The organism is Brevibacillus antibioticus (genome assembly GCF_005217615.1).
In the GTDB taxonomy this organism is placed as follows: domain Bacteria; phylum Bacillota; class Bacilli; order Brevibacillales; family Brevibacillaceae; genus Brevibacillus; species Brevibacillus antibioticus.
In genome coordinates this window covers 3,774,170-3,799,445 of the sequence record NZ_SZNK01000001.1, presented here as the reverse complement: position 1 = coordinate 3,799,445, position 25,276 = coordinate 3,774,170, and the positions used below count along the sequence as shown (strand labels likewise).

At 47.7% G+C, this 25,276-nt stretch carries 28 protein-coding genes, 1 riboswitch and 2 other annotated features; of the genes, 20 read left to right on the top strand and 8 right to left on the bottom strand.

The features are described 5' to 3' along the window. Positions 1-63: 63 nt before the first annotated feature. Together ilvA and yhfH are read left to right on the top strand one after the other, a co-directional pair. Positions 64-1,311 (top strand): threonine ammonia-lyase IlvA, encoded by a 1,248-nt coding sequence (gene ilvA / locus E8L90_RS17975; protein ID WP_137030624.1) that lies wholly within the window; start codon positions 64-66, stop codon positions 1,309-1,311. A 181-nt stretch (positions 1,312-1,492) separates the two neighbouring features. Further along, a complete protein-coding gene (yhfH, locus tag E8L90_RS17970; protein ID WP_137030623.1) occupies positions 1,493-1,654 on the top strand; it encodes a protein YhfH in 162 nt (53 codons plus the stop codon). Between the two features lie 117 nt (positions 1,655-1,771). Here the strand turns inward: yhfH and E8L90_RS17965 are convergent, their stop codons facing one another. Then, complete coding sequence (locus tag E8L90_RS17965) at positions 1,772-2,077, bottom strand: hypothetical protein (protein ID WP_244297277.1); 306 nt, start codon at positions 2,075-2,077, stop codon at positions 1,772-1,774. A 156-nt stretch (positions 2,078-2,233) separates the two neighbouring features. Here E8L90_RS17965 and E8L90_RS17960 point away from each other — a divergent pair, with 156 nt between their 5' ends. The 3 genes from E8L90_RS17960 to E8L90_RS17950 all read left to right on the top strand — a co-directional run bounded on the left by E8L90_RS17960 (position 2,234) and on the right by E8L90_RS17950 (position 4,917). Continuing rightward, positions 2,234-2,806, top strand: coding sequence for a hypothetical protein (locus E8L90_RS17960; RefSeq protein WP_017250114.1), 573 nt, complete (start codon positions 2,234-2,236; stop codon positions 2,804-2,806). Between the two features lie 94 nt (positions 2,807-2,900). Then, complete coding sequence (locus E8L90_RS17955; protein WP_137030622.1) at positions 2,901-3,464, top strand: biotin transporter BioY; 564 nt, start codon at positions 2,901-2,903, stop codon at positions 3,462-3,464. Positions 3,465-3,576: 112 nt separating this feature from the next. Then, a complete protein-coding gene (locus E8L90_RS17950; protein WP_137030621.1) occupies positions 3,577-4,917 on the top strand; it encodes a cytochrome P450 in 1,341 nt (446 codons plus the stop codon). A 190-nt stretch (positions 4,918-5,107) separates the two neighbouring features. Here E8L90_RS17950 and E8L90_RS17945 read toward each other — a convergent pair whose 3' ends face one another. The 3 genes from E8L90_RS17945 to E8L90_RS17935 form a co-directional block, all read right to left on the bottom strand. Next, positions 5,108-6,493, bottom strand: coding sequence for a sensor histidine kinase (locus E8L90_RS17945; RefSeq protein WP_137030620.1), 1,386 nt, complete (start codon positions 6,491-6,493; stop codon positions 5,108-5,110). Beyond that, positions 6,494-7,213, bottom strand: coding sequence for a response regulator transcription factor (locus tag E8L90_RS17940; protein ID WP_007721564.1), 720 nt, complete (start codon positions 7,211-7,213; stop codon positions 6,494-6,496). A gap of 214 nt (positions 7,214-7,427) precedes the next feature. After that, entirely contained in the window at positions 7,428-7,949 is a 522-nt protein-coding gene (locus tag E8L90_RS17935) for a C40 family peptidase (protein ID WP_137030619.1), read from the bottom strand. 4 nt (positions 7,950-7,953) lie between these two features. Beyond that, a riboswitch (cyclic di-AMP (ydaO/yuaA leader) is annotated at positions 7,954-8,093 on the bottom strand. Between the two features lie 318 nt (positions 8,094-8,411). Between E8L90_RS17935 and E8L90_RS17930 the strand changes: the two genes are divergently transcribed. The 7 genes from E8L90_RS17930 to prpE all read left to right on the top strand — a co-directional run bounded on the left by E8L90_RS17930 (position 8,412) and on the right by prpE (position 13,969). Beyond that, positions 8,412-8,813 (top strand): LiaF transmembrane domain-containing protein, encoded by a 402-nt coding sequence (locus E8L90_RS17930; protein ID WP_137030618.1) that lies wholly within the window; start codon positions 8,412-8,414, stop codon positions 8,811-8,813. Positions 8,814-8,897: 84 nt separating this feature from the next. Then, on the top strand, positions 8,898-9,593 hold the full coding sequence (locus E8L90_RS17925) for a PspA/IM30 family protein (protein WP_137030617.1): 696 nt from the start codon (positions 8,898-8,900) through the stop codon (positions 9,591-9,593). Between the two features lie 94 nt (positions 9,594-9,687). Continuing rightward, on the top strand, positions 9,688-10,266 hold the full coding sequence (locus E8L90_RS17920; RefSeq protein WP_137030616.1) for a class I SAM-dependent methyltransferase: 579 nt from the start codon (positions 9,688-9,690) through the stop codon (positions 10,264-10,266). Between the two features lie 14 nt (positions 10,267-10,280). Next, positions 10,281-11,171, top strand: a complete 891-nt coding sequence (liaF, locus tag E8L90_RS17915; RefSeq protein ID WP_137030615.1) for a cell wall-active antibiotics response protein LiaF — start codon at positions 10,281-10,283, stop codon at positions 11,169-11,171. Positions 11,172-11,184: 13 nt separating this feature from the next. After that, entirely contained in the window at positions 11,185-12,333 is a 1,149-nt protein-coding gene (locus E8L90_RS17910; RefSeq protein WP_137030614.1) for a HAMP domain-containing sensor histidine kinase, read from the top strand. A 7-nt stretch (positions 12,334-12,340) separates the two neighbouring features. Next, the gene (locus E8L90_RS17905) at positions 12,341-12,970 is read left to right on the top strand and encodes a response regulator (protein WP_137030613.1); all 630 of its coding nucleotides are present in this window, start codon (positions 12,341-12,343) and stop codon (positions 12,968-12,970) included. A gap of 174 nt (positions 12,971-13,144) precedes the next feature. Beyond that, positions 13,145-13,969, top strand: a complete 825-nt coding sequence (prpE, locus tag E8L90_RS17900; protein WP_137030612.1) for a bis(5'-nucleosyl)-tetraphosphatase PrpE — start codon at positions 13,145-13,147, stop codon at positions 13,967-13,969. Between the two features lie 8 nt (positions 13,970-13,977). Here the strand turns inward: prpE and E8L90_RS17895 are convergent, their stop codons facing one another. Then, the gene (locus E8L90_RS17895) at positions 13,978-14,766 is read right to left on the bottom strand and encodes an N-acetylmuramoyl-L-alanine amidase family protein (protein WP_137030611.1); all 789 of its coding nucleotides are present in this window, start codon (positions 14,764-14,766) and stop codon (positions 13,978-13,980) included. Positions 14,767-14,927: 161 nt separating this feature from the next. On the opposite strand from E8L90_RS17895, the gene E8L90_RS17890 reads away from it, so the two are divergent. Further along, on the top strand, positions 14,928-15,158 hold the full coding sequence (locus E8L90_RS17890) for a YneF family protein (protein WP_012684742.1): 231 nt from the start codon (positions 14,928-14,930) through the stop codon (positions 15,156-15,158). A gap of 21 nt (positions 15,159-15,179) precedes the next feature. Next, positions 15,180-15,359, top strand: a complete 180-nt coding sequence (locus E8L90_RS17885) for a hypothetical protein (RefSeq protein ID WP_137030610.1) — start codon at positions 15,180-15,182, stop codon at positions 15,357-15,359. 49 nt (positions 15,360-15,408) lie between these two features. Here E8L90_RS17885 and E8L90_RS17880 read toward each other — a convergent pair whose 3' ends face one another. Further along, positions 15,409-16,290: a LysR family transcriptional regulator gene (locus E8L90_RS17880; RefSeq protein ID WP_137030609.1), complete on the bottom strand. Its 882-nt coding sequence runs from the start codon at positions 16,288-16,290 to the stop codon at positions 15,409-15,411. Positions 16,291-16,439: 149 nt separating this feature from the next. Here E8L90_RS17880 and E8L90_RS17875 point away from each other — a divergent pair, with 149 nt between their 5' ends. Next, positions 16,440-17,807 carry an MFS transporter gene (locus E8L90_RS17875; RefSeq protein WP_137030608.1) on the top strand — a complete coding sequence of 456 codons (1,368 nt, stop codon included), beginning with the start codon at positions 16,440-16,442 and terminating at the stop codon, positions 17,805-17,807. A 48-nt stretch (positions 17,808-17,855) separates the two neighbouring features. Continuing rightward, positions 17,856-18,124 (top strand) — a binding site (T-box leader). Positions 18,125-18,165: 41 nt separating this feature from the next. Beyond that, positions 18,166-18,400: a binding site (T-box leader), on the top strand. Between the two features lie 60 nt (positions 18,401-18,460). Further along, positions 18,461-20,005, top strand: a complete 1,545-nt coding sequence (locus E8L90_RS17870) for a 2-isopropylmalate synthase (RefSeq protein WP_137030607.1) — start codon at positions 18,461-18,463, stop codon at positions 20,003-20,005. A gap of 593 nt (positions 20,006-20,598) precedes the next feature. On the opposite strand, the gene E8L90_RS17860 is transcribed toward E8L90_RS17870, so the two are convergent. Beyond that, positions 20,599-21,369 carry a sulfite exporter TauE/SafE family protein gene (locus tag E8L90_RS17860; RefSeq protein WP_137030605.1) on the bottom strand — a complete coding sequence of 257 codons (771 nt, stop codon included), beginning with the start codon at positions 21,367-21,369 and terminating at the stop codon, positions 20,599-20,601. Positions 21,370-21,560: 191 nt separating this feature from the next. Here E8L90_RS17860 and E8L90_RS17855 point away from each other — a divergent pair, with 191 nt between their 5' ends. The 4 genes from E8L90_RS17855 to E8L90_RS17840 all read left to right on the top strand — a co-directional run bounded on the left by E8L90_RS17855 (position 21,561) and on the right by E8L90_RS17840 (position 24,545). Then, the gene (locus E8L90_RS17855) at positions 21,561-22,169 is read left to right on the top strand and encodes a superoxide dismutase (protein ID WP_137030604.1); all 609 of its coding nucleotides are present in this window, start codon (positions 21,561-21,563) and stop codon (positions 22,167-22,169) included. 172 nt (positions 22,170-22,341) lie between these two features. Continuing rightward, a complete protein-coding gene (locus E8L90_RS17850; RefSeq protein WP_137030603.1) occupies positions 22,342-23,136 on the top strand; it encodes a dioxygenase family protein in 795 nt (264 codons plus the stop codon). Continuing rightward, positions 23,136-24,017: an RNA polymerase sigma factor SigJ gene (sigJ, locus tag E8L90_RS17845; protein WP_137030602.1), complete on the top strand. Its 882-nt coding sequence runs from the start codon at positions 23,136-23,138 to the stop codon at positions 24,015-24,017. The genes E8L90_RS17850 and sigJ overlap by 1 nt, the downstream gene beginning before the upstream one ends. 81 nt (positions 24,018-24,098) lie before the next feature. Next, complete coding sequence (locus E8L90_RS17840; protein ID WP_137030601.1) at positions 24,099-24,545, top strand: carboxymuconolactone decarboxylase family protein; 447 nt, start codon at positions 24,099-24,101, stop codon at positions 24,543-24,545. Positions 24,546-24,603: 58 nt separating this feature from the next. On the opposite strand, the gene E8L90_RS17835 is transcribed toward E8L90_RS17840, so the two are convergent. Next, positions 24,604-25,149 (bottom strand): pyridoxamine 5'-phosphate oxidase family protein, encoded by a 546-nt coding sequence (locus E8L90_RS17835; RefSeq protein WP_137030600.1) that lies wholly within the window; start codon positions 25,147-25,149, stop codon positions 24,604-24,606. Between the last annotated feature and the right edge of the window lie 127 nt (positions 25,150-25,276).

The following is a 25,276-nucleotide window of genomic DNA, read 5'->3' as shown; positions in this document are numbered from 1 at the left end:
GGGGCTTTTTGATTTGGGCTGGTCCTTACAACAACAGAGAAGATACTTAGGAGGAACATATATATGCATACGGTCAGAGTGGAAGACATCGTAGTAGCCAATCACGCATTGAAAGACGTGGTGGAGAAGACGCCATTGCAAAAAAACAAAGGACTGTCTGAGCGCTACGGCTGCAACGTGTATTTGAAAAGGGAAGACTTGCAGATCGTTCGTTCCTTCAAAATCCGCGGTGCTTATCATTTCATGCGGAATCTTTCGACAATGGAGCGGGAGCGTGGTGTCGTTTGTGCAAGTGCGGGCAATCATGCGCAGGGTGTAGCCTACTCGTGTAACCATTTGCAAATCAAGGGAACGATCTTTATGCCAGCGACGACCCCACGTCAAAAAATATCGCAAGTCAAGCTGTTTGGCGGCTCCTATGTAGAAGTTGTATTGATCGGTGACACCTTCGATGATTCTTTCGCAGAGGCGATGAAGTATTGCATTCAGGAAGATCGGACCTTTGTCCATCCATTTGACGATCCATTGGTGGTAGCTGGACAAGGAACAGTCGGATTGGAGATTATGAATGATTTGGAAGAACCAGCTGATTTCGTCTTTATGAGTATCGGCGGAGGTGGATTGGCAGCGGGTGTGGGAACGTACGTAAAAGGCATCAGCCCGAACACACAGATCATTGGGGTGGAGCCAGCAGGAGCAGCTTCGATGCAAGCCGCTCTGGAGCAAAATGATGTTGTCACCTTAGATGAAATTGACAAGTTTGTCGATGGTGCAGCCGTCAAGCAAGTGGGGCAGCTAACGATGAGTATTTGTCAGGAGCTGCTGGATGACATCGTGCTGGTCCCGGAAGGCAAGGTATGCACAACCATTCTGGAGTTGTATAACAGCAATGCCATCGTCGTAGAACCTGCAGGTGCCCTGTCGATTGCTGCTCTCGATTACTACCGGGATCAAATCGCCGGGAAAAACGTAGTGTGTGTCATCAGCGGTGGAAACAACGACATTGACCGGATGCAAGAGATCAAGGAACGCTCCCTGCTGCATGAGGGCTTGAAGCACTATTTTGTCATCAATTTCCCACAGCGTGCCGGAGCCTTGCGAGAGTTTATGGAAAAAGTACTGGGACCACATGATGATATCACACGCTTTGAGTATACGAAAAAGAACAACAAAGAAAATGGCCCAGCGCTGGTTGGGATTGAAATGAAATGCAAAGACGACTATCAGCCGCTAGTCAGTCGGATGAAGCAGCACGGTATCCGCTATGTAGAGATTACGCATGATCCGTATTTATTTAATTTGCTGATTTAGGCCCTTGTGTTACAACAGATGCAGAATTTGCAAAAATGTATGAATACAGCGAAAAAAGGAGCAATAAAGAGAGAATGAGCGCGAGAGAAAGATAAATCGGCGTAATGTATTATAACAAACTTTTATAAAACAGGTGCTGTTGTAATACAATACAGATAATAACACACGGGGGGTTTTAATCATGACGCCGATCACTACTTTCTTTCGCAATCTCGAAGCAAAATGCTGTGCTGCTTGCGGCCAGATGATCCACGAACAAGCAGAATCGTATGCAACAGAATGCACGCCATGCCAAGAGCACGCATCCTTTGACGCTTACAAGTACTATCATCAAAAACGCTAATTCGAACATGAATACTGGATAAAACAGGTGTACCACAGGGCATGAGCCATGGCAGGTATACCTTTTTTTTGATTCAAAGAAAAAGCCGCTGTTCCATAACAACGGCTTTTTCGCCTGTCAGCGTGATTTTTCGGCGTGCTTTGCAGCTTCCTGCTTGACGTAATCAATCAGTCCCAATTGAAAGCCTTCCTGTGTAAGGAGACGTTTGGCTTCGTACGTACTCGCATAGTAGGCTTGGACATGCGGATCGTTGTCCAGAACGAAACGACACGCCTGATCACGAGACAACTCCTGGTACCAGTCTGTCTGTTTGATTTGGGCGAGGAGATCATCATAGGCAGGTTCTGGCTTTTTCCATGGATTCAAACGATGAATAATTTCACCAAGGATTGCAACAACGATTAGAATTCCGATTAAAAACATGGCTGTCACCTCGAAGGTTGGATCACTCTCATGGTACCACTCTCCTGGAGGCCCCGCTATGGGGAAGTCGGTCTGCTTGCAAAACAAGGAGAAAGCAGGCATGCTATATACTGTAAATAGAAAGGGCCCGATTGCTTGGGAAAAGGAGGGTTCGATATGTTTCATCCGCTTGTTTTTGACAATATCAGGGTTGTGTTGGAAGGTGCAGTATACGACCGGGACTTCGAAGGGGCAATCACGATTACGAACCGTTCGGATGTCATGGATATGGCTACATTCCATCGACAATTTCAGATCCAGTTCAAGCTGGCTGATCAACATGATCATACTGCAGCTGTCCGTGCTGAGATGCAGCTTCGTACCCAGTTAGCTGATATTGCAGCCGAGCAGCTAGAACAGCCGTTGACAGATCATATCGGATGTACGATTTGCATCCATTTTTACTTGCAGATGGAAAATTACAGAGATGTACCCGCAGAAGCGAGAGAAATTACTTCGATTCTCAATGACATCTGGGGGCAGCGACCGTATATTACACAGAAAGTATCGGCTAAGCTAGAAGAGCATCGAATCGATTGGCCACCGAAGCAAATAACCAACCAGGTGACGCTGGACTTTCATCGGAAAATTGATGAAGGCAACATCGATGACCTGAACGAATTAATCGATTATACGGTTCAGTCCCTTCAAAAGCTGCAGCTATACATGGATCAACAAGCAAAAAGATAGGCGGACAGAACGGGGATTTACAAAAGGGCAGATGCGTATTATTATTTTGTTAACCTTATAACATCTTTAGTTAACAAAACGGAGGCTAGTACGCATGAGAAACGAACGCTTGAGATGGCTATTGCTCTCTGCCATCTTTGCTGCAATGACTGCGGTATTGTCGCAGGTGACTATTCCTTTGCCGTTGATTCCGATTACCGCGCAGACGTTAGCAGTAGGGCTGACGGCGACCATTTTGGGAAAACGATACGGGACACTGGCTTTGGTTATTTACGTTTTGCTCGGTGCAGTCGGATTGCCTGTATTCAGTGAGGCAAAAGGCGGATTGCAAATATTGGTCGGAAAATCCGGCGGGTACATATTTGGGTTTATTGCAACCGCTTATGTGACCGGACTCTACTTGGAGAAAACAAGATTCACCTTGAAAAACGCCATCATCGCCAATATCATTGGCATGTTTGTCACACTCGCTTTTGGTGCTGTTCAGCTCAAATACGTCATGGACATTCCTTGGGATAAAGCTGTCGCTTTTGGTGTAACGCCTTTCCTTATTGTAGGGGTTGTCAAAGCAGTTCTGGCTTCTTTGATTGGCATCAAGGTACGCGAGCGACTGATTGCTTCTCGTCTGTTGCGCACAGATCAACCTATTACACGATAAACAAAATGAATTTTTAAGCCATCCGAAGTTCGGGTGGCTTTTTTTCGCATAATCTCCTTATTGTGCCGGATACTATCGGTAGGATTTTTGCATGTAAAAAAGGAGGAGACCCATGAATATCACGATCACCGGTCCAAAAGGCCTTCCGATCTCAGGGAATTTGATGGCATTTCGCAGATCGCCGCTTCAGTTTATCCGCGACGCTGTAGAAGAGCATGGAGAAGTCGTCCATTTTCGCTTCGGTCCTTCCCGCCATATTTACCTGTTAACGAATCCGGATCACATCAAAGAGGTTTTGGTCAGCAAGCAGGCGCATTTTCGGAAAGGGAAAGGATTGCAGGCGGCACGACCTGTCGTAGGGGATGGGATTCTCACCAGTGAAGGAAAAAAGCACCTGCGACAACGGAGGCTTATGCAGCCAGCTTTTCATCGAGAACGTATCGCCAACTACGGGGAGGTAATGGTCCGGCAAGCAGTGGATCTCATGGCGGATTGGAAAACCGGAGAGCTTCGCGATATTCATTCAGACATGATGAAAGTAACCCTTGCGATCATTACAGAGACGATGTTCGGCAAAACCGTCAAGGAAGGCGCCGATCAGATTGGACATGCCATTGATGTTGGTTTGAAGTACGTGGCAAACAAAGGCTCCTCTTTTATCGACATTCCGTTGTCCGTACCTACCAAAGGCAATCGGGAGTTCCTGGAGTCGAGTGAGCTGCTGGACAAAACGATCTACTCCTTGATCGAAGCTCGGCGTAATAGCGAAGGAGAGGAGCATAAGGACTTGTTGGGGATGCTTTTGGCAGCGCGTGATGAAGATGATGGGGAAGGAATGACAGACGAGCAGGTGCGCGATGAGGTCATGACCATTTTTGTAGCTGGCCATGAGACGACGGCGAATACCATGTCATGGATTTTCTATTTGCTGGCTACATATCCCGAGGTGGAGAAAAAGCTGCATGACGAGCTGTCGACGGTTCTGTGTGAAAAGCTGCCGACAGTCGAGGATCTTCCCCAGCTGAAGTATACGAATCTCATTGTACAGGAAACGCTGAGGCTCTACCCTGCGGCCTGGACGATTAACCGGGAAGTGGTAGAAGAGGTTGAGATCGGCGGTCACACATACAAGCCTGGCGAAACACTGATGATGAGCCAATTTGTCATGCACCGTAACCCACGCTATTATGAACAGCCTGAACAATTCATTCCAGAGCGTTTTGACAGCGATCTCTTAAAACGAAATCCAGCTTATGCTTATTTCCCGTTTGGCGGCGGGCCGCGTGTTTGTATCGGGAACAACTTTGCTTTGATGGAGGCAGCTTTGCTACTGGCGACGATCGCACAGCGATATCGACTACGACTGGCTGAACCGAATCAGACAGTAGAGCCTGAGCCGTTGGTTACCTTGCGTCCCAAGAACGGACTACCGATGCGTTTGGAGAAGAGATAGAAAAAAATGGAAACGGAGGGCAAAAAAAGAGGCATCTTATCAATACGGTTTCGCCGATTGTGTCAGATACCGAACTGGGGGTTATTTATCACTGAAAGCAACATGCTTACAAAAATTATTTTACTTGTAAAATATAAAGAAAAAATTAACTAAGAATAAATCAATATAAAGAAAGGGTAGCTTGTGAAAGCTACCCGTGGAAGAAGGGGATGGTGAAGGAGAAACTGCTTCCCATTCCCAGTTCACTGTTTACCCTGAGATCTCCGCCATGAAGCCGGACGATGCTCTTGCAAATCGTTAAGCCTAAGCCTGTACCGCCGCTATTGCGATTTCGTGATTTTTCCGTCCGATAAAACTTGGTGAAAATCTTCGGCAAATCTTCAGTAGCGATTCCTTCACCTTTGTCGATGACAGTAAAAAGGACATGTCCTTCTCGCTGATCACAAGTAAGGTAAATGGAGCCATCGGGCTTGTTGTAGTGAATGGCGTTGTTCATCAAGTTTTCCATGACACGGCGCAGCTTGGTCTCATCCGCTTCAATGTGTAGTTCATTGGAGATGCGCAGCTTCCATTGAAAGGTGAGGCCTGCCTCTTTGATTCTTGGCAAATAGTCCTCAATGATTCCTCTCAAGAAGCTTTTGACATGAATGCGGTTAATGTCGAGTCGAACTTCGGAGCTTTGGGTGGTGAAGTCCTGCAACTCATCCAGCAGCTTTTCTAAGTCCGTCGTTTTTAGCTCGATTTTGCCCATCTGTTTCTGTATTTTGGTCATATCCGCCACACGACCAGAGCCGATATATGACGCATACCCTTTGATCGTGGTAAGAGGTGTGCGGAAGTCGTGGGCGATTGAAGCAATCATTTCGGCCTGTCTTTCTTCCGCTAAACGAAGCTCATCAACCATATCCCCGAAATATCGAAAGAGTTGCCCAAACTCATCATGCGAGCGATACGTAAAAGTGACCAGCCGCTTCCCTTCCTGGATTTCTTGGGTGACGCGCGATAATTCGTTCACGGGTCGTAGTATCCAGCGAACGAACAAAGCGAGCAGAATCAATCCCACCAGACTAATGCTTCCGTAAATAAACAAAAGCATCATGGAAACCCCTGTTGTCGCCATCATGTCGTAATCATCTGTGTAGAAATAAACAACGATCTCCCCTACACGCGGTGGCTCCTGCTGAAAATGGTACTCAGCGACCACTTTGAGGTCACTTTGCTTGGCAGATTCGCCACGGCTTGATGAGGAGGGAGAAGGCATTTTCAAATTATAGGCGCGTGATGTTTTGCTGTAGATGGTGTTACCATTAGCATCCTTCACGACCATTCGGTACATCACGTCGTCTGGCAACTGCTTATCAAGCTCCAAGCGTTCGACTGGGTCCTTGAAATTACTGACGAGAAGCAGTTGATTGAGCATGACCTTCTCTGCGGCTTCCTTCTCAGCCTGGTACTGATTATGCCGATCATTTTTGAGTTGAGCGACAATAATGTCTTGAAAAACAAATTTAAACAACAAAATATTGAGTGTGAGCAAGGCAATGAAGGAGAGTAAAATTTTATTGCGTAAGCTCATTTAAAGCTTCTCCCCGATAAATACGTAGCCTGTCCCCCATTGTGTTTTGATGAACTGCCGTTCTGTTTCCAGCTTTTCACGGAGGTTTTTGATATGGACGGTCACTGTATTGAGCGAGCCATAACCATATCCCCAGACACGGTCATAAATTTGCTCTCTAGTAAAAACGATGCCCGCGTTTTCTGCGAGGAATGTGAGCAGTTGAAATTCTTTTGTAGAGAGCTCAATCTTTTGATTACATACATAAACGGAATACGTTTCTTTATGAATTTCCAGGTCCTTGAATTTCAAAACTGTAATTGGAGAAGAGGCTGTTTCCTTCTCAGGCTGCTCTTCGGTATGTTTGCGAATGCGCTCATAGCGACGAAGGTGGGCACGAATGCGAGCGAGCAGCTCTTCTGTATCAAAAGGCTTCGTGATGTAATCGTCTGCGCCGATTTCGAAGCCGACTACCTTATCTACCGCTTTTCCTTTTGCACTGAGAAACAGTATAGGCAAATCCCACTCACGGCGAATTTGAGAGCAGAGCTCGTAGCCACTCATGTTGGGCATCATAATATCCAAAAGGATCAGGTTGGGTCGCTCTCCTTGGCTGAGCAGGGAGAGTGCATCTTCTCCGCTCTCTGCGGAGGAAACGGTGAAGCCTTCGTTCTCCAAAATGTCTTCTAGCAGTTCAATAATTTCCAGATTGTCATCGACAATTAAAATGTGATCTTTCACCGGAACAACCCCCAGTTACTTCTATTAATAAGGAATACCATTCAAAGAATGGGTCTTGTCTATCATAACATGCTTTGACCTGGTCAGGGGAAGAAACCCCGTAAGTTATTAAGTTGTTCGAATATGTGAGGGTACCTCTTTAGACCAGGTACTAAATTTCGTCAGAAAAAGCCAGAGACGTTTTGTCCCTGGCTTTTATTATTTTGCCGAACGACTATTTTTGAGCTGGTTTTTCCGGCAACGATGCAGCTTGCACCGCTTTTTCCTTTTTCGGAATTTCTGCTTTCGCTAGAACAGGAACGCTCAGACGCTTGGCGCCTACATAACGCTTGCTCCAGTAGTATGGATCGTTCAACTTGGTGTTGACGACTCCACGACCAGATTCCGAGTGCACGAATGTGCCGTCTCCAATGTAGATACCCACGTGAGAAATGCTGTGACCGTTCGTATTGAAGAATACGAGATCGCCTGGCTGCAATTCTTTTCTGTCAACCTCTGTACCTAATTCGTACTGGGAAGCAGAATTGTGAGGTAGATCTACACCTAACGCATCAAATACGTAGCGCGTGAAACCGGAGCAGTCAAAGCCCTTTTTGGACGAGCCGGAAGATTTGTAAGGGGTACCGTACAAGTCGCTGACTACTTCACCCAGAGAATTCTCCTCAGCAGCCTGTGCAGCGCCTGCCCCCATAGCAAGCAATCCAGCCATAAATAAAGATAAAACCACCTTGCGCAAAAGAAACTGCTCCCTTCGTGAGCCTACGAGGTTAGCTGAAGGGTTCGGTCGAAAGGACGCCCTAGGCTGCTAGGAGTAGCAACCATTCACCCCAAAAACGTGGTTCCCCCGTTTCCGCCAAGCGGAATTCGGCTATTTTTCGATGTTTTTTTACACGCACTCTTACGAAGATTCTACGCCAGTCCTTTTTTTCCTTCTTTTTATCTGTTCGTTCACATATTCGTCACAAAGATACCGTCAAATGCTGTAACGTTTTCGTTCGATAGTGCAAGCCGCCTTTCGACGCGGCCTTGTTCTGGCTTGGGGGACAGCTTGTCCGATTAGGGCAGGAAATTCTCTCCGTCCGAGGACGGAGGGAAAAACCAACCGCACGCCCGTTATGGGAAGCCTATACCGGGGGCTACAATAAGGGCATAACGTTCCACAAGCACCACATGCAAAACGAATGGAGGTAAGCGAGTAATGAGCGAACGGTCTGGCAAAGTTCTACTCGGGCTGGTTCTGCTGCTAGTCGGTGGGGTGGTTCTTCTAGATCTGGTGGGTATCGATATCGGAGATTTGATCGGGTTCATCATTCCCGGCGTGATCATGTTATACGGTGCCAAAAAGATCATGGGACAAACCGGTTCACGTTTTTGGGGAATCCTAGTCTTCCTATTCGGGTTCCTGATGTTGATTGGCAAGCTTGACCTACTGTTTCACGCGCTTCTGGCCATTGGGGTGATTTATCTGGGATATCGCTTACTGCGTCCCAGCCAAGAACCAAAACAAGCGCCACCTGCTTGGGAGCGTGAATGGGCCCAAAAAGTATTAAAGGAAGATACGCTGGACACTTGGGAGAGAAACGTAACAAAACGGTCATAACCGTTTTAGCAGCCGCAATAACACTATGTCGCAAGAGTCTTTTGGATGAACAATATGATGTGATATGATGAGGAGGAAAAAATAATGAGTATCTTTAAACGTTTGCGTGACCTGACAGTAGCTTCGGTAAATGATGCATTGGATTCGATGGAAGATCCGGTAGTGATGCTGAATCAATATATGCGTGACATGGAAGTAGAAATCGGACAAGTTGAAGTAGCGGTTGCCCGTCAAGTTGCACTGGAAAAGAAATTCCGTCAGCAATTGGACGAAGCCAATGCTCTGATCGAAAAACGCGATCGTCAAGTCAAGCTCGCCTTGTCTGAGGGAGAAGACGAGTTGGCTCGTCGAGCACTCGCTGACAAGAAGCAATACGAAGGCCGTGCAGCGGAATATGAAACTCTCTACCTGTCAGCATCCGAGGCAGCTGCGCAAATGCGCGAGAAGCTGGCTGAGCTGAAGGAAGAGTTCTATAAAATGCGTGCGAAAAAGTTCACACTGATGGCACGTGCACAAGTAGCTCGTACACAAAAGCAAGTTAATCAGGCAGTTGTCGGTATCGGCAATCAGTCCGCAGGCCGTGGCTTCGCCCGCATGGAGGAAAAAGTCATGCGCATGGAAGCAGAAGCGCAAATGAGTGGACAATGGCGTCAAACGAACCGCGCTTGGGAGAACGCTTTGTCTGAACTGGAAAAGGATGATCTCGATGCAGAACTTGCCAGCATCAAAGCATCCATTAATGAAGTGAAATCACCGATAGCCAAACCAGTACAATCCTAATTCAACAGGAACTGGGGGATAAGGTGTAGAATAGATTGTGTCAATTCGGCAGCCTGTGTACATCAGGCTGCTTTTCCCCTAGGAGGTACGATTCTTGCAAGACTTCTTGGTCTTTTTGCGGCGGTTTATCGCTGAGCCTGGACGCGTCGGTAGTATAATCCCCAGCTCTCGTTTTTTGTGTGGGCAAATGTTGAAAAGCGTCGATTGGGCTTCAACCGATGTGATCCTGGAGCTGGGACCTGGTACAGGGGCATTTACCCAAACGATCTATCAGCGCTTGCATCCCGGCACACAGTATGTGCTTGTGGAACGAGATTCCCAATTTCGCTCTATGCTTCAATCACGTTTTCCCGATCTTCCTATCAGGGAGGAAGCGACTAAACTTAGGTTTTACTTGGAGGAGCAGGACCTTGCAGGTGCAGATGTCATTATCTCAGGTCTGCCATTCGCCAATTTTCCACAAGAGCTGCGGGCAGCAATTCTGGACGAAGTTCAATCTGTACTGAAGCCAGGGGGCCTATTTATTACATTCCAATATTCGCTACAACTCCAAGCTGAGTTGCAGGATCGTTTTCCTTGGGTCGGGATCGACTTTACCCTGTTGAATATTCCGCCTGCATTCATTTATACATGTCGTAATGGTCAAAGTGAAAACGATCAGCATGGGGCGTGAGAGAGGAGACTTTTGTGAAACTGTCCCGTTTGCACAAAATGTTGGCTGGTGTCCTGATTATTTTTACGGGAATCGGTCTTTTGTTAGACAGTTTGGGTATCATTTCGTTCGGTCTATTTGATTTGTGGCCGATGGTGCTTATTTATTTCGGTCTTCGTTTGTGGGGACAGAAAAAGAGGATTGGCGGAGGGATTCTACTCTTCCTGGGGACCATCATCACGATGGACATGTGGTTTGGTGTCGGGATTGATGATTTGTTCCAGATTGCAGTGCCAATCGTGTTTATTTTTGTCGGGTTTCAGTTGATTCGAGGCAAGAACAGCAGTCGAGATCACCGTGTAAATCAACCATTGGGCGATAAGGAGACCCCATCTGCTGCTGAAACGATTTTGGCTAGTGATGCGAGTGTCCCGAATGACGTGAAGGTTTCAACAGAGGAACACACTTGGCTAGACAGCTGGAACAAATGGAAGCAGGCTGGTGGCAAAATTCCTCATCACGAAAGAATGTTTTCATCACCTGACGACACGTTGCCAAAAGATTCCCGCAGTTCTCTGATTGGCGATTATCACCTGACCTCGGGGCGTTTTGAACTGAATTACTTGCATGTCTGGCATGGAATCGGGGATGTTGTGATTGATCTTTCCCGGGCAGTGTTGGTGCGGGATGAAGCGGTTCTTGTCGTAGAGGGCTGGGTAGGTGATGTGACGATTTATGTGCCGGTCGATCTTCCTGTATCGGTAACGGCAGGGTTGAGTATTGGTGACCTGGAGGTGCTAAGCCACCGTCAGGGAGGTATCAATCGCAGTGTTAAGATTCGTGCTGATCAGTATGATGAAGCATTGCAAAAAGTAAACTTGCATATCTCGCTGCTTGTCGGCGATATAAAAGTCAAGTACATCTAGGAGGTACTGGCGGATGCGTCGACAGCGATTGGCAAGTATTCAGTGGCAATACGTGCGCTATGGCATGTTACTGGCCGTCAGTGCAGTTACTGCCGCGTTTATTTGCTTCTTTTGGCTATACTTTTTATGGAAAGATCACCCTGGGCTTCATCGGTGGTACAACGAAATAATCAGCGACCGCAACCTCGTGTGGTGGTTTGAAGAATATATAGGCATCCATCTGCCTGTCGATCCAGAGGGCTTGATTCAGCTTGCTGCTTTTGTTGTTTCTTTACCTGCAGGTGTCTTAGTGGCATTAATCATTTCCTATATCATCGGCAATTTGTTGAAAAAGAGACTCAGTGTACTGTGGGAAGCTGCCATGAAGCTTGGGCGCGGGATGCTGTCGTATCGGGTCCCCGAATTGGGTGTCGATGAAGTGGGCGAATTAGGATGGCAGATCAATCGCTTGGCTTCGCAATGGGAAGAGCAAGTAGCATCTTTGCAGCGGCTGTCGAACCACAATGCGGCTCTCGCTGAACAATTGAAGCATGCAGCGGTAACAGAGGAGCGACAGAGATTGGCGAGAGAACTGCATGACGCAGTCAGCCAGCAGCTGTTTGCCATCGCTATGACGACTGCGGCGATGAAGCGGCTTGTAGAAAAAAATCCCCAACGTGCAGCCCAACAAATTGAATTGGTCGAAGAGATGGCGGCAGCTGCACAAGCGGAGATGAGGGCATTGCTTTTGCATCTTCGCCCGGCTACGTTACAAAACAAGTCATTGAAGGAAGCCATTTTGGAACTTTTAGATGAGCTGACGCGTAAAAATACCATGCAGTTGACTTGGGAGATCGAAGACGTTGAAGGCTTGCCGAGTGGAATTGAGGATCATTTGTTCCGCATTTTGCAGGAGTCCTTGTCTAATACATTGCGGCATGCCAGAGCTACCCAGATTACAGTGAAGCTGTTTACGCTGCAAGAGCAGGTTCGCCTGCGAGTAACGGATGACGGTGTTGGTTTTGATCCGGATGGGGAGAAAATGACGTCCTACGGTTTGCGCAGCATGCAAGAACGCGTAGCAGAGGTCGGGGGCTCCATGGAGATTTACTCGGCGATTGGGAAGGGAACGCAAATTGAGGTGCGTATTCCTCTAATGTCACAGACGGAACGGGAAGGGTGAAGGCTCGGTGATTCGGGTACTACTGGTAGATGATCACGAAATGGTTCGGATGGGTCTGGCTGCTTATTTGTCTACAGAGGATGATATTGAAGTCGTAGCAGAGGCAGGCAGTGGGGAAGAAGGGGTGCGAATGACGCAAGAGCTGCGCCCAGATGTCGTTTTGATGGATTTAGTCATGGAAGGCATCGGCGGTGTGGAAGCGACTCGGCGTATTCGAGAAACCTGTCCATCCAGTAAGGTTATTGTCTTGACTAGCTTTATTGATGACGAAAAGGTATATCCGGTCATTGAAGCGGGGGCATTCAGCTACTTACTGAAGACTTCGCGTGCAGCCGAGATTGCAAAGGCAATCCGCTCTGCTGCGGCGGGTGAGCCCGTTTTGGAATCGAGGGTAGCAGGAAAAATCATGGCCCGTTTCCGTCACGGTCAAGAGTCTCATCCACATGAACAACTGACGCCGCGCGAGTTGGAGGTTTTGAAGCTAATCGGTCAGGGCAAGTCCAACCAGGAGATTGCAGATGAGCTGATTATCGGGATCAAAACGGTGAAGACCCATGTGAGCAACATTCTTGCTAAGCTGAATGTGGAGGATCGCACGCAAGCGGCCATTTACGTGCATACGCATAGTTTAGGCTAATCACATCGCATCATGTATAGGTAGACGCGCCAAAAAGCTCCTCAGTAAACAGGGGCTCTTTCGCGCGTTTACTTGTTTACACAGTTTTCTTGTATACAAACCGTGAGTTTTTTTCGTAGATGTGGTAAAGATAGTAAGTAACGAATGAGAGATTACGGAAAGGAGGGACGGGCTATGAGGCACAAACCTCAAACACGCTCCAAGGTGCTTTCGGCTGACAATGGCGTGGATATCGTTGGCGATGTTCACGGCTGTTACGACGAATTTATAGAATTGCTCAAACGCTTGGGATATGAACAAACCCGAGACGGTACCTATCGCCATCCCCACGGCCGAAAGCTCCTTTCCCTCGGTGATATCACGAGTCGTGGACCATACTCAATCCAAATGCTGCAATTTTTTCACCATCATGTCACGGCAGGTCTGGCTGAGATGGTGGATAGTAACCATGGGTGGAAAGTAGCTCGTTGGTTGGATGGAAGACCAGTGACATTGGCTCACGGAGATGAAAAGGTAGAAGAAGAGATTCGGCTGTATCAGCAAGAGTACGGTCCGAAGAAGGCCTCTTTGCTGCGAGAGCAAAGCCGCAGATTGCTGTTTTCTTCTCCTTCACACATGATCATCAAACGGAATGAAAAAATAGTAGTAGTCGCCGTTCATGCGGGGATTCGCGATGATTACATAGGGATGGATTCGCCTGCGGTCTACACGTTTTGTCGATACGGCGATGTGGCAGGGACAGGGCCGGATGGGCGCCCGATTCGCAGAGAGTGGGCAAAAGAGAGAAAAGTGACTTCGCCGATAATCGTATGGGGACATGATCCGCATCCAGAACCAAAAAGAAAAAATGGCACCATCAACATCGACCAAGGGTGTGTGTTCGGCGGAATGCTAACCGCCTACCGTTACCCAGAGGACGAATTGGTGAGTGTACCAGCAAAAAGAAATTATTCGGGCTTAACGGATACGCCGCTGACCCGTTTTAAGGCAGACGATTAAACAGGACTCTACGTTTTCAGCTTTTCGAATAAACGCTTCAGGATGACAGCCTGTGCCCAGAGCGGCAAAGGTTTGTCTGGTTGATTACGCCATTGTTCGTCTGTTAATAAGCCTTGACCATACAGCCAGTTGACGGCTTCCTGCTTCCAGTTAGGCACATTTCCTTCTCCGTTTCCAGGAGAAGTGGTGGGAGCAAGGGTCGGTGCTGTAGTAGGTTTTGGAGTAGAAGTAGGAGTCGTAGGGGGCTGGTAGGGAAGTTTAGCGTACGTGCAAAATGCCCGGACTACCCCTTCCGCGAGATCTCGCCAATCCTGTTGCAGTTTATTTGCGTCCAAAGTATTGTCGGCAAAGCCATACTCGACGATTACCGTCTCCACGCTGCCAGTCTCCCGGTGCATGAAATAGTAATCGAGCCGCGGATTATCTGGCAGTGTCCGCGTAAAAATGCGCCGATTCGGCATCCCCTCCGCTGTCAGGGCATCCTGAATCAATTGAGGAAAGGTTGGGGTGCCGTAAATGGAGTAAATGACCTCGGAGCCTCGGCCGCCACCTGAGTTAATGTGGTTCGCTATACAGTAGCGAGCACCGCTGTTTCGAACCAGAGCAGTCCGAGCATCACTTGTCAGAGTCTCATCGGTTGTCCGTGTGATAGCGACAGGAATATTTAGAGCCAAAAAGCGGTTATATTGGTAGAGTGATATTTGCAAATTCATATCTTTCTCGGTAAATTGCGTGTTGTTTCCTCCACCTGGATCGCTGCCACCGTGTCCAGCGTCCAGAATCACAATTGGAGCCATAGTTGATTCACCTCTTGCTATTAGAATATGCTTGAAACAAAGATATTGTTGAGGGCAGTGTTCTCATTTTCCAAGTTTTCTAATCACAATTTACAGAAGATAGCCCAACTATGGTACAATAAAAGAGTTCATAATTACGTATAGAGGATGGTAATGTATTGATGGCTTGGTACAACTGGGTAATTCCAATTGTTACATTGTTAATCGGTCTCGCTGGTGGATTTTATGGAGGGACTTATTTATTGAAAAAACAAATGTCCAACATGCAAATGGACGACAAGCAGCTTCAAGCCATGGCCCGTTCAATGGGGATGAATCTTAACCAAAAGCAGCTCAAACAAATGAGCCGTACCATGAAAAACATGAAAATGCCAAATAAATTCGGGAAGTAGCGTGAAAGGGAGTGTCGTTTGATGGGGGCGACCCGGCTGCGCTACACGATGATCGGTTTTATTGGCGGTGTGTTTATCGTGTATTTGAAAGACCTGCCGCTTGCCGAAGGAACTCGGTTTGCGGCCCCTTTTTACGGAGCGGGGATCGGACTGCTCATTGACGGCATTATTTTACGTATGAAAAAAAGAAAACAAGAGTAGGGGAAGAGCCTGGCGAAGGATGCCAGGCTTTTTTCTGTTGGAAAGGGGATTATTTATCAAGAGACTCAGCAAAATACTGGATGATAAAATCACAGAATTTGCGTGCTGCCAGGGAGAGATATCTTTTTTCATGCCGAATCATTTGAAAATGTCGCTGGCAGATCGGGTTTTTGATCGGAACCATGACAAGGTGAGGGTCTTCCTCTCGATTGATACAGCCATAGAGGGCGATGCCAAGACCTGCCCGAACCAGCTTTTGAATAGACCCAGGATCATCTACCCGACAAGCGAATTTGGGGGTAATCCCTGCTTTTTGAAAGAACTGATCGTACAGCATTTGGATGGGAAAGTCCTCCCTGTAGCCGATAAAGGATTCTTCAGCCAGCTCGCTTAGTCGAATACTGGTTTGCTTGGCTAAGCGATGTGTACGGGGGACAGCTACGTGAATATCTTCTTTTAATACGGGTGTTGTCAAAATATCCGGGACCCTGATCGGCAAATGAGTGAAGCAAATATCCACTTCGCCTGACTCCAGGAGAGTTGCCATTTCTTCAATGGTGGCTTGTGTGATCTGGAAATGTACATCGGGATGGAGTGCGAGAAACTTGCCCAGCGGTTCTGATAATAGATCCAAGGTCGACGTTGCCAGATGAATACGACCATGTTCCATTCCGGCCAGATCCGATACGACTTTTTGACCTTCCTCTAACAAGTTCAGTGCTTTATCTACACGCTCCAGATACGCCTTCCCAAATGTATTCAGCCGAATACGTCCTCGCTCGCGGTCAAATAACGGAACCCCGACATCCTCTTCCAATCGAGCAATGGTTTTGCTGAGAGCAGGCTGAGCAATCCGCAGCTCTTGGGCTGCTTTCGTCATATGCTGCCACTTAGCCACTGTTCGGAAATAGTGCAATTGCAACAATTCCATTTGATTCAACTCCATATACTCAGGTATATCAACTGCATATCAAAAGATATATTTTCGTTTATTTAAAAATCATTATAAACTACAACAAGCAAGGCAAACAATCACCTTCCCGGGAAGAAATCGGTGATAACGAGAGGTGTCTTTCCAATATGCAAACTGAGCCACAACAACAATCTGCTGAAAAAGTTCTTCGCGTACTCGTGTTTACTCTCATGATTACGGTGATGAGTGCAACGATGTTTAATATCGTGTTACCGCAAATCAGGACAGAATTTCATTTATCCTTTAGCCAAGTAAGCTGGGTGACGTCTGCCTTTTTGTTAATCTATGCGGTTGGAACCGTGCTGTACGGCAAGCTAGCCGATTCCTACAAGCTCAAACACTTGCTTACATTCGGATTGATTCTATTTGCCATCGGCTCCGTTATCGGATTTTTCGCTGATAATTATGGCATGGTGCTTTTGGGCAGAATTGTGCAGGCAGCAGGAGCTGCAGTTGTTCCGGCGACGTCTTCCATTATTCCGGTGCGTTATTTTCCCTCAGAAAGTAGGGGACGAGCTCTAGGGATCTCCATGACCGGGATGGCAATCGGTAGCGCATTAGGTCCCGTTCTTTCTTCTTTGCTAGTCAGTCTGCTCGATTGGAGATGGCTGTTCTGTATGCCGTTGTTCACGCTTTTTGCCGTTCCTTTTTTCCGCAAGTATTTGGAGGAGGAGGAGCGGGAAGCTGTCAGAATGGACTGGATCGGCGGTGGGCTTCTCGCAGTAACGATTGCATTGCTTTTGCTGGCTATTACGAATCAGAGCTTGTTGCTTGCACTGGGGTGTATCCTTTCATTCCTTCTGTTTTTGGTAAGAATTTGGACGACCGCAGAACCTTTTGTTCGCCCTGGCTTATTCCGGAGTAAAAGCTATTCGCTTGGGCTGGTCATTGCCTTTCTGATGATAGGGAGTGGCTATTCATTCACTTTTCTTAGTCCACAGTTGCTGGCCGATGTGAATCATCTGGCACCGGGGCTCATTGGCTTTGTCATGGTACCGGGAGCGATTGTGACTGCGTTCTTGGGGAAAAAGGCTGGGATTCTTGCAGATAAGAAAGGGAATTCGTATTTATTTTACTCAGCGTCTGTGTTACTTTTGAGCAGCTTTGTCCTCTTCTCTTCCTTTGCGGGAGTATCCCCGTTCCTCATTGCCGTTTTTCTGATTTTTGGCAATGTCGGATTAGCATTTATGATGATTTCGATGTCAAACGCAATCTCACAGTCGCTACCAAAGGAACAGATCGGGGTCGGTATGGGAATGTTGGCAATGCTGAACTTTATAGCGGGTGCACTTGCAGCTACCTTGTTCGGCAAAACGATTGATGAAGGAGCTGCTGTGAGCTGGAATCTGCTCAATAGCTATCCAGAAGCGTCCGTCTATAGCAATATTTACTCCGCCTTAGTGCTCGTGATACTGAGTCTTTCCTGCCTTTATTACAGACAGTTCGGCCGCAGCTCGGTGAGAGGATTCAATTAATTATTGACAACCAGATATAAACCGAATAAAATTTCAAACAATACTAACAATAACGCGAAGAACGGGAACAGTAAGTGGACTGATCTGTTTAGAGAGCTGCGGGGTGGTGCAACGCAGTCAGAGAAGCCAGTGAAGCTCGCCCGGGAGCGGCAGGACTGAACAAGATGTAGCGCTGCATCGTACAGTAAGTTCTGACGGTTAACCTCCGTGATCGGGTTGTGCTGATCGACTAGGATCAGTACATGAGGTGGACTTCTGGCGAGTAGCTGGGGTCAACGAGAGTGGTACCGCGATAGACAAGGTCTGTCGTCTCTTCGATAGAGACGGCAGGCCTTTTTGATTTTCACAACGACATAGAGCAAACGCGAAGAACGGGAGCTAGTAAAGCGAATTTCTTGTCCAGAGAGCTGCGGGTAGGTGCGACGCAGTCAGGAAATGCTCGAATCTCACCCGGGAGCGGCAAGGTTGAAAACAAACAGTAGACCTTGACGGATCGTCCCACGTCATCGGGACAGCGAGGTGGATTCTCTTTTGAAAAAAGAGGGGATCAACGAGAGTGGTACCGCGGCAGCCAAAAGCCTGTCGTCTCTTGTATTGGGAGACGGCGGGTTTTTTTATTGGGAAAATAACTGAAAATTAAGGAGGCAATACCCATGACAAAACGAATTCATATTTTCGATACGACACTGCGTGACGGAGAGCAAGCACCAGGAGCGTCTCTTTCTCCAGAACAAAAAATTGTGATAGCGAAGCATTTGGCAGACCTCGGCGTGGATGTCATAGAACCAGGCTTCCCGATCTCCAGTCCTGGTGACTTCATGGCGGTGCAACGTATTTCGCAAGAGGTGCACGGTGTGGAAATCTGTGGCTTTGCTCGTGCGGTGAAAGAGGACATCGATGCAGCCGTTCGTGCTACACAAGCGGCAGAGCGCCGTAGACTCCACATGTTCCTGTCATCCTCCAGCATTCATCTAGATTTCCAACTCCGCAAGTCGAGAGAGCAAGTGATTAAGATCGCACGCGAGATGATTGCGTACGGCAAACAGTTTGTAGACCGGATCGAATTTTCTCCGATGGATGCGACTCGTACAGGTGATGAGTTCCTGTTTGAGATGATCGAGGCAGCGATCGAAGAAGGAGCAACCATTATCAACATCCCCGATACGGTTGGGTACGCACTTCCAGAAGAGTATGGGGCCATGTTCACTCGTGTCATGAAAAATGTCCGAGGCAGCGACAAGGTAGAGTTTAGCGCACATTGCCATAATGACCTGGGACTCGCAGTTGCAAACAGTTTGGCAGCGATCCGTGCTGGGGTCACCCAAGTCGAGGTAACGGTCAACGGGGTCGGTGATCGAGCAGGGAACTGCTCCTTGGAAGAGCTGGTGATGGCAATTGAGACGCGCAAAGAAGCACTGGATGCCGAGACTGGCATCAGACCAGAGCACATCTACACCACTTCACAAAAAGTATCCCGTGCCATGAGCTTCCCGATTGCTTTCAACAAACCAATTGTCGGTCGCAATGCCTTTCAGCACGAAGCGGGAATTCATCAGGACGGTCTCTTAAAAGAGCGTAGCACCTACGAAATCATGGACCCGGAGAGCTTGGGCGTGCCTCGCAACATGATCATTCTCGGAAAACACTCTGGTCGCCATGCCATTAAGCACCGCGTAAACGAGTTCGGGATAAAGCTGACCGACGAACAGATGGAGACACTGTACGTTCAATTTAAAGAGCTGGCTGACAAGCAAAAAGTTGTCCAAGATCATCAGTTGCTTGAGTTGGTAGGACATACCGTGAATGCTGTACTGGAGCCGTTCACACTGGTCAATGCGCAAGTGCTCACCGGCACCTCCGGAAGTCGTATGGCTTCTTGCACCATTACGAACAATGTGACAGGAGAAGAACAAGCATACTCTGGCACCGGCGAAGGACCTGTCGAGGCATTGGTGGCAGGCATCAAGCAGGCACTGCCGTTCGACGTGGAGTTTACAGACATGGAGCTGTATTCATTGTCGTCGGGAGAGCATGCGACAGGCGAAGCGATCGTGACGGTCAGCGCCAACGGAAGCCATTTTAAAGGAGTTTCCGAGCATCGAGATGTACTGATGGCGGTCGCGCAGGCGTTTATGGCGGCGAGCAATCAGGCGGTGCGTGATCATCAGGCAAAAGCTGTAACAGCCGGGGCTAACTAAGAGACTCTTTTGTTAAGCCAGACATAAAAAAGTCAGCCTGTAGATGTTTGCAGGCTGACTCATCACGTGCTTATGGCTGTAGTGGGGAGAAGAATATTTCCAGTCTAGGCTCCAGGCTCCGTCCTGCTGAGGGCTGGGACTGTCCGCTCCGAAGGGATTCGCGGGGAAACGCAAAAGTGGTAGCCGCTACGTAGCGCGAGCACGTTGCGTTTCTTTTGCCCGCGAATCCCTTCTCCGCTTGGTAGGACTCCACAAGTCGCTACGTCTGGAAATATTCTTCTCTGGCGTAGCTGATTACATTCTTCAATCTTTAGGGCATTTAAAAATCGTATTACACGGAAAGCTCGTAGAGGAAACAGGAGAAATAAGCGAAGATCTTAGGGACACCGACCAAGACGGAATGCAAAAAGCGAAACACGCTCTTAAGCGTCCACCTCTGAAAAACTTCCTGAATGGACTACTTTGGACGCGGTTTCGCTTTTTGCATGGAGTCGTGCAGAGGGTCTCACAGGGGGTGGCCCTAGAAGCTGAGCGTTTTCTCCTGCTTCCTCCCCACCACTACAGTAACGTACAAGGCTTTACGCCTTTTTAAATTAACTAGTAAAAATCAACTCATACACCATCTTCACAATCAAGGTAATGGATACGACCAAGAACAACGGACGGACATAACGTACTCCCGTTTTGATGGCCATTTTGGCACCAAGGTTCGCACCCAACAGCATCGCAATCCCCATGATGAGCCCAGTCATGAAGACGACCTTGCCCTCCATTGTGAAGACAAAAAGCGCAGAAATGTTACTGGCTAGATTCAATATTCGGCCATTGCCAGCTGCAATCACAAAATCATAGCCAAACAAAAGCACCATCAGAAAAACAAAAAACGAACCGGTTCCCGGCCCGAAAAATCCATCGTAAAATCCGATTAAAAAGGTAAAAGGAATCCCGATGCCGAGCGTAAATTTGGTCAGCCCTTTGTAATTGGAATCTTGACCGAATCGTTTGTTAAAAAGGGTGTAAACAAAAATGAGTGCCATCATAATAACGACAAGGATCTTCAAAAACTCCTGAGGAACGAACAGAACTGTTTTCGCTCCGAAATAGGCGCCGATCAAGGAGACGGGAAATAAGATCAGCATGAGCTTCTTGTCAAATTTGCCGTTCTTGATAAAGGTGTAGGAGCTGGTGGCAGATGAAATCGTGCCAGCCAACTTATTCGTGCCAAGAGCAAGGTACGGTGGCATTCCTAGACCGAGCAGAGCAGGGAGAGAGATGAGTCCACCTCCACCAACAGTACTGTCGATGAATGCTGCAATGAATCCAAAGACGGCGAGAAGTACGATCGTTGATAAGTCCATTTCCACTAGTAATCACCTGATTCTCTTCGTTTGTAATAATCCAAGTCTAGCACGCTCCTTTTCGTTTGCAAGATAGAAATCTTTGAAATAATAAATAGATTAATATACTTTGCATACCGATTTGTTGAAAAACTGTTTGGCTTACAGTATAATGAAGTCGTAAGCTTGACCTACATAATTTGAGGAGGAATGTTACAATGGCACATCAACTTCCTGCATTGCCTTATGCACACAACGCTTTGGAACCACATATCGACGCGCAAACCATGGAGATCCATCACGGACGCCACCATGCTACTTATGTTAACAACCTGAATGCAGCTCTGGAAGCACACGCTGATCTGCAAGGTAAAAGCATTGAAGAGCTGATCAGCAATCTGGATGCTCTGCCTGAGTCTATCCGCACTGCTGTTCGCAACAACGGTGGAGGCCATGCTAACCACACACTGTTCTGGGAAATCATGAGCCCGAATGGCGGCGGCGCACCAACTGGTGAACTGGCTGACGCAATCAACGCGGCTTTCGGAAGCTTTGACAACTTCAAAGCAGAATTCGCAAAAGCAGCTACTACTCGTTTCGGTTCTGGATGGGCTTGGTTGACTGCAGAAGGCGGAAAAGTAGCAATCAGCTCTACTCCTAACCAAGACAGCCCAATCATGGAAGGGAAAACACCTATCCTTGGTCTGGATGTTTGGGAGCATGCTTACTACCTGAACTACCAAAACAAACGCCCTGACTACATCGGTGCGTTCTGGAACGTTGTAAACTGGGATGAAGTTAGCAAGCGTTTCGCAGCAACGAAGTAATAGTAACTTTACTAGCCATAAGGCTTGTCGTTCTTTAGGAGCGGCAAGCCTTTTTTGTTCAGAGAAAAGAAACGGCATCGATTATGGATACACTTGTAACTGCGATGATTATGAGATATAATACTTACTAAAAGTAACTAGATTTAAAAAGTATAGAGGAGAGTGTACACAAATGATGCCGTCTTTTTTCATTGCACATGGTGCCCCGTTACTTGCTATAGAAAACAATGCCTATACAGAAGCACTGAACCAATTGCCGAGTCTGCTCCCGCGCAAGCCGCGTGCGATCGTCATGTTTTCGGCTCACTGGGAAGCTTTTGAGCAAATGGTGGGAACGATGGATATCTTCCCGACGATTCACGATTTTGGCGGATTCCCGCAGGAGTTGTACGATATTGAGTATCCAGCAAAAGGAGAGCGAGAAATAGCGGAGGAAACAGTGCGCCTTCTTCAGGAAGCGGGCGTGCCAGTTGCTCTCAACACGACACGCGGACTTGATCATGGACATTGGGTCATTCTGCGCCATATGTATCCGGAAGCAGATATTCCTGTTGTTGCCCTATCGGTTAATCCGAACCTGACCGTGACAGAGCAATATCAGATCGGCAAAGCACTCAGTCCGCTCCGCGAAAAAGACGTTCTGATCCTCGGCAGTGGCGGAACCGTCCATAACTTTTCCTATATGAACCTGAGAGAGTCCGATAGTACTCCCTTTGAGTGGGCGGAGCAATTCGAAGACTGGCTGCAAACAACATTGACTGACTGGAATGTCGAGGATCTCGCCAACTACCGCGAGCTTGCTCCACATGCTGAAAAAGCTGTTCCCGCATATGGAACTGAGCATTTTGTTCCGCTCGTTTACGTTATGGGAGCTGCCGACAATGAACGTACAGCGAAGCGTCTCCATATGAGCATCCGCTATGGAAGTCTCAGTCACACACTTTGGCAGTTTGGCGATACGAAATAATGCCAGTGCACATGGAGGATGTTTATCGGGAGTATAAATCATTACTGTTTTCCCTTGCGTACCGGATGACAGGCTCGGTAACGGAAGCGGAGGACATTGTTCAGGATACGTTTCTTGCGTTGGCAGGTACCGACATCCAAGACATTCACCATGTAAAAAGCTATCTGTGCAAAGCGGTGACTAATCGTTGTCTGGACTTATTAAAATCAGCCCGTTGGAAGCGGGAGCAGTACGTAGGGGAATGGTTGCCAGAGCCGATGCTGGACGCTTCAGAAACCAATGATCCCCTGCAAACTGTGATTGCCGAAGAAGCAGTCTCGTATGGCTTGCTTGTTCTCTTGGAGAATCTGCCGTCGACGCTACGTGCCGTTTTTGTGCTCCGGACGGCACTCGACTACGAATACGGCGAAATTGCCGCGATGCTTGAAATGACCGAAGTCAATTGCCGTAAGAAGTTTAGCCTTGCGAGAAAAAAGCTGGCTGAAGCAGGTTATCAGGCGATCGTCCCTCAGTCGAGTCGGACTTCGAGCTTGGTAGAACAGCTGATGCAGGCCATCTCCCAGTCAGATGCGAAGTTGTTGATCGGACTTTTGACAAAAGATGCCGTGTTTGTCAGCGATGGTGGCGGGAAAGTTCGTGCGGCTATGCATCCCATCTTCTCAGATGAGCGGATTACTGCCTTCTGGATGGGGGTATGGCCGAGGTGGGCTTCTCATGCTACCATGCAGATTCGCTCGATCAACGGCCAAGATGGAATCGCCGTCTACTCCGAAGGTCAGCTAAAAATGATCATCCAGATCACAATGAATGAAGAACAAGATCGCATTGCACGCTTGTACATGATGGTCAATCCAGATAAGCTTCCCCATTTACAAAAATAAAATGGATGATTCGTCACAAGAACGACGCTTCACTCGTCTTTGAGGTTGAAAGCAAATTCGAATGGAGAGGACAGATGAATCATGCAAGCTAGATTCAATCATCGTGCAGCAAATCCTGAGGCGCTTCAAACCATGCTCAAGCTGGAAAATTTCGTGAATGAGAGCGGCTTGGACAAAAAACTGAATGAGCTGATCAAAATTCGTGCTTCCCAAATCAACGGCTGCGCTTTTTGTATGGATAAGCATACACAGGATGCACGCAAGCTCGGTGAGACAGAGCAACGCATTTATTTACTCAGTGTATGGAGAGAATCTGCGGTTTACACAGAGGCAGAGCGGGCCGTCCTTGCTCTGACAGAAGCTGTCACGGTCATTACAGCTAACGGTGTTTCTGAAGAGCTCTATCAGCAGGTCCGTGAGCATTTTGACGAGAACCAATACGTTGCCTTGATTATGGCGATCAATACGATCAACAGCTGGAACCGAATTGCGATTTCGACAGGAATGAGTGCTCCGTATAATAAGTAAAGATCAGTCAGGAAAAAAAGACACGCCTCTTATAAAAAGGAGCGTGTCTTTTTCGTTGCTATACATCCATCTCGACTTTTCTGCCTGGATAGAACTGTTTCTCTTCAGAAAGTGGATTGCCTTTGGCGGTCAGCACGGTAGGCGTAATCCGGAAGATGGCGGTTGTACTGCCCATCGAAGAACGATACTTGATGACATGCTGCAAGGGCAACGGTTCTGAATAGTAGCCGGGTACGTACTTGTCGATCATGGATTGCATCGCCTCGCGCATCTCCTCAGGCTCAGAAACACGTTCAATTGTTCCGGCGATAAACACACTCATGTAAGCTGTATCGATATGGGCAGGCACAGGCGAGGCGATTGTGCCGTACTCCTCGCAAACACTGAAGCATACGCGGTTGTTACCATTGATCATCTCGATTTTTCTGCCAGAATCCGCGCCGTGAAAATAAATACAGCCATTCCACCAAGCAAAATTCAAAGGCAGGATGTACGGCTCGATTTCATTGGACAAGCCGAGATGGCCGACCTTTGCCACTTGCAAAAACTGGTCAATTTGCTCCTGATCAGTAATGGTACGCTTGGAATAACGAATTGGTATCATGTCGAGTCCCCCAGTATGTCGTTGTTCTCTTGATCGTAATGGGTATTTGACTAGGAGAACAGGTGCAATTTTGGTAAAAATGAACGGGTCAGATGACAAAAAAATAACCGCCCTCTACTGGCGGGGG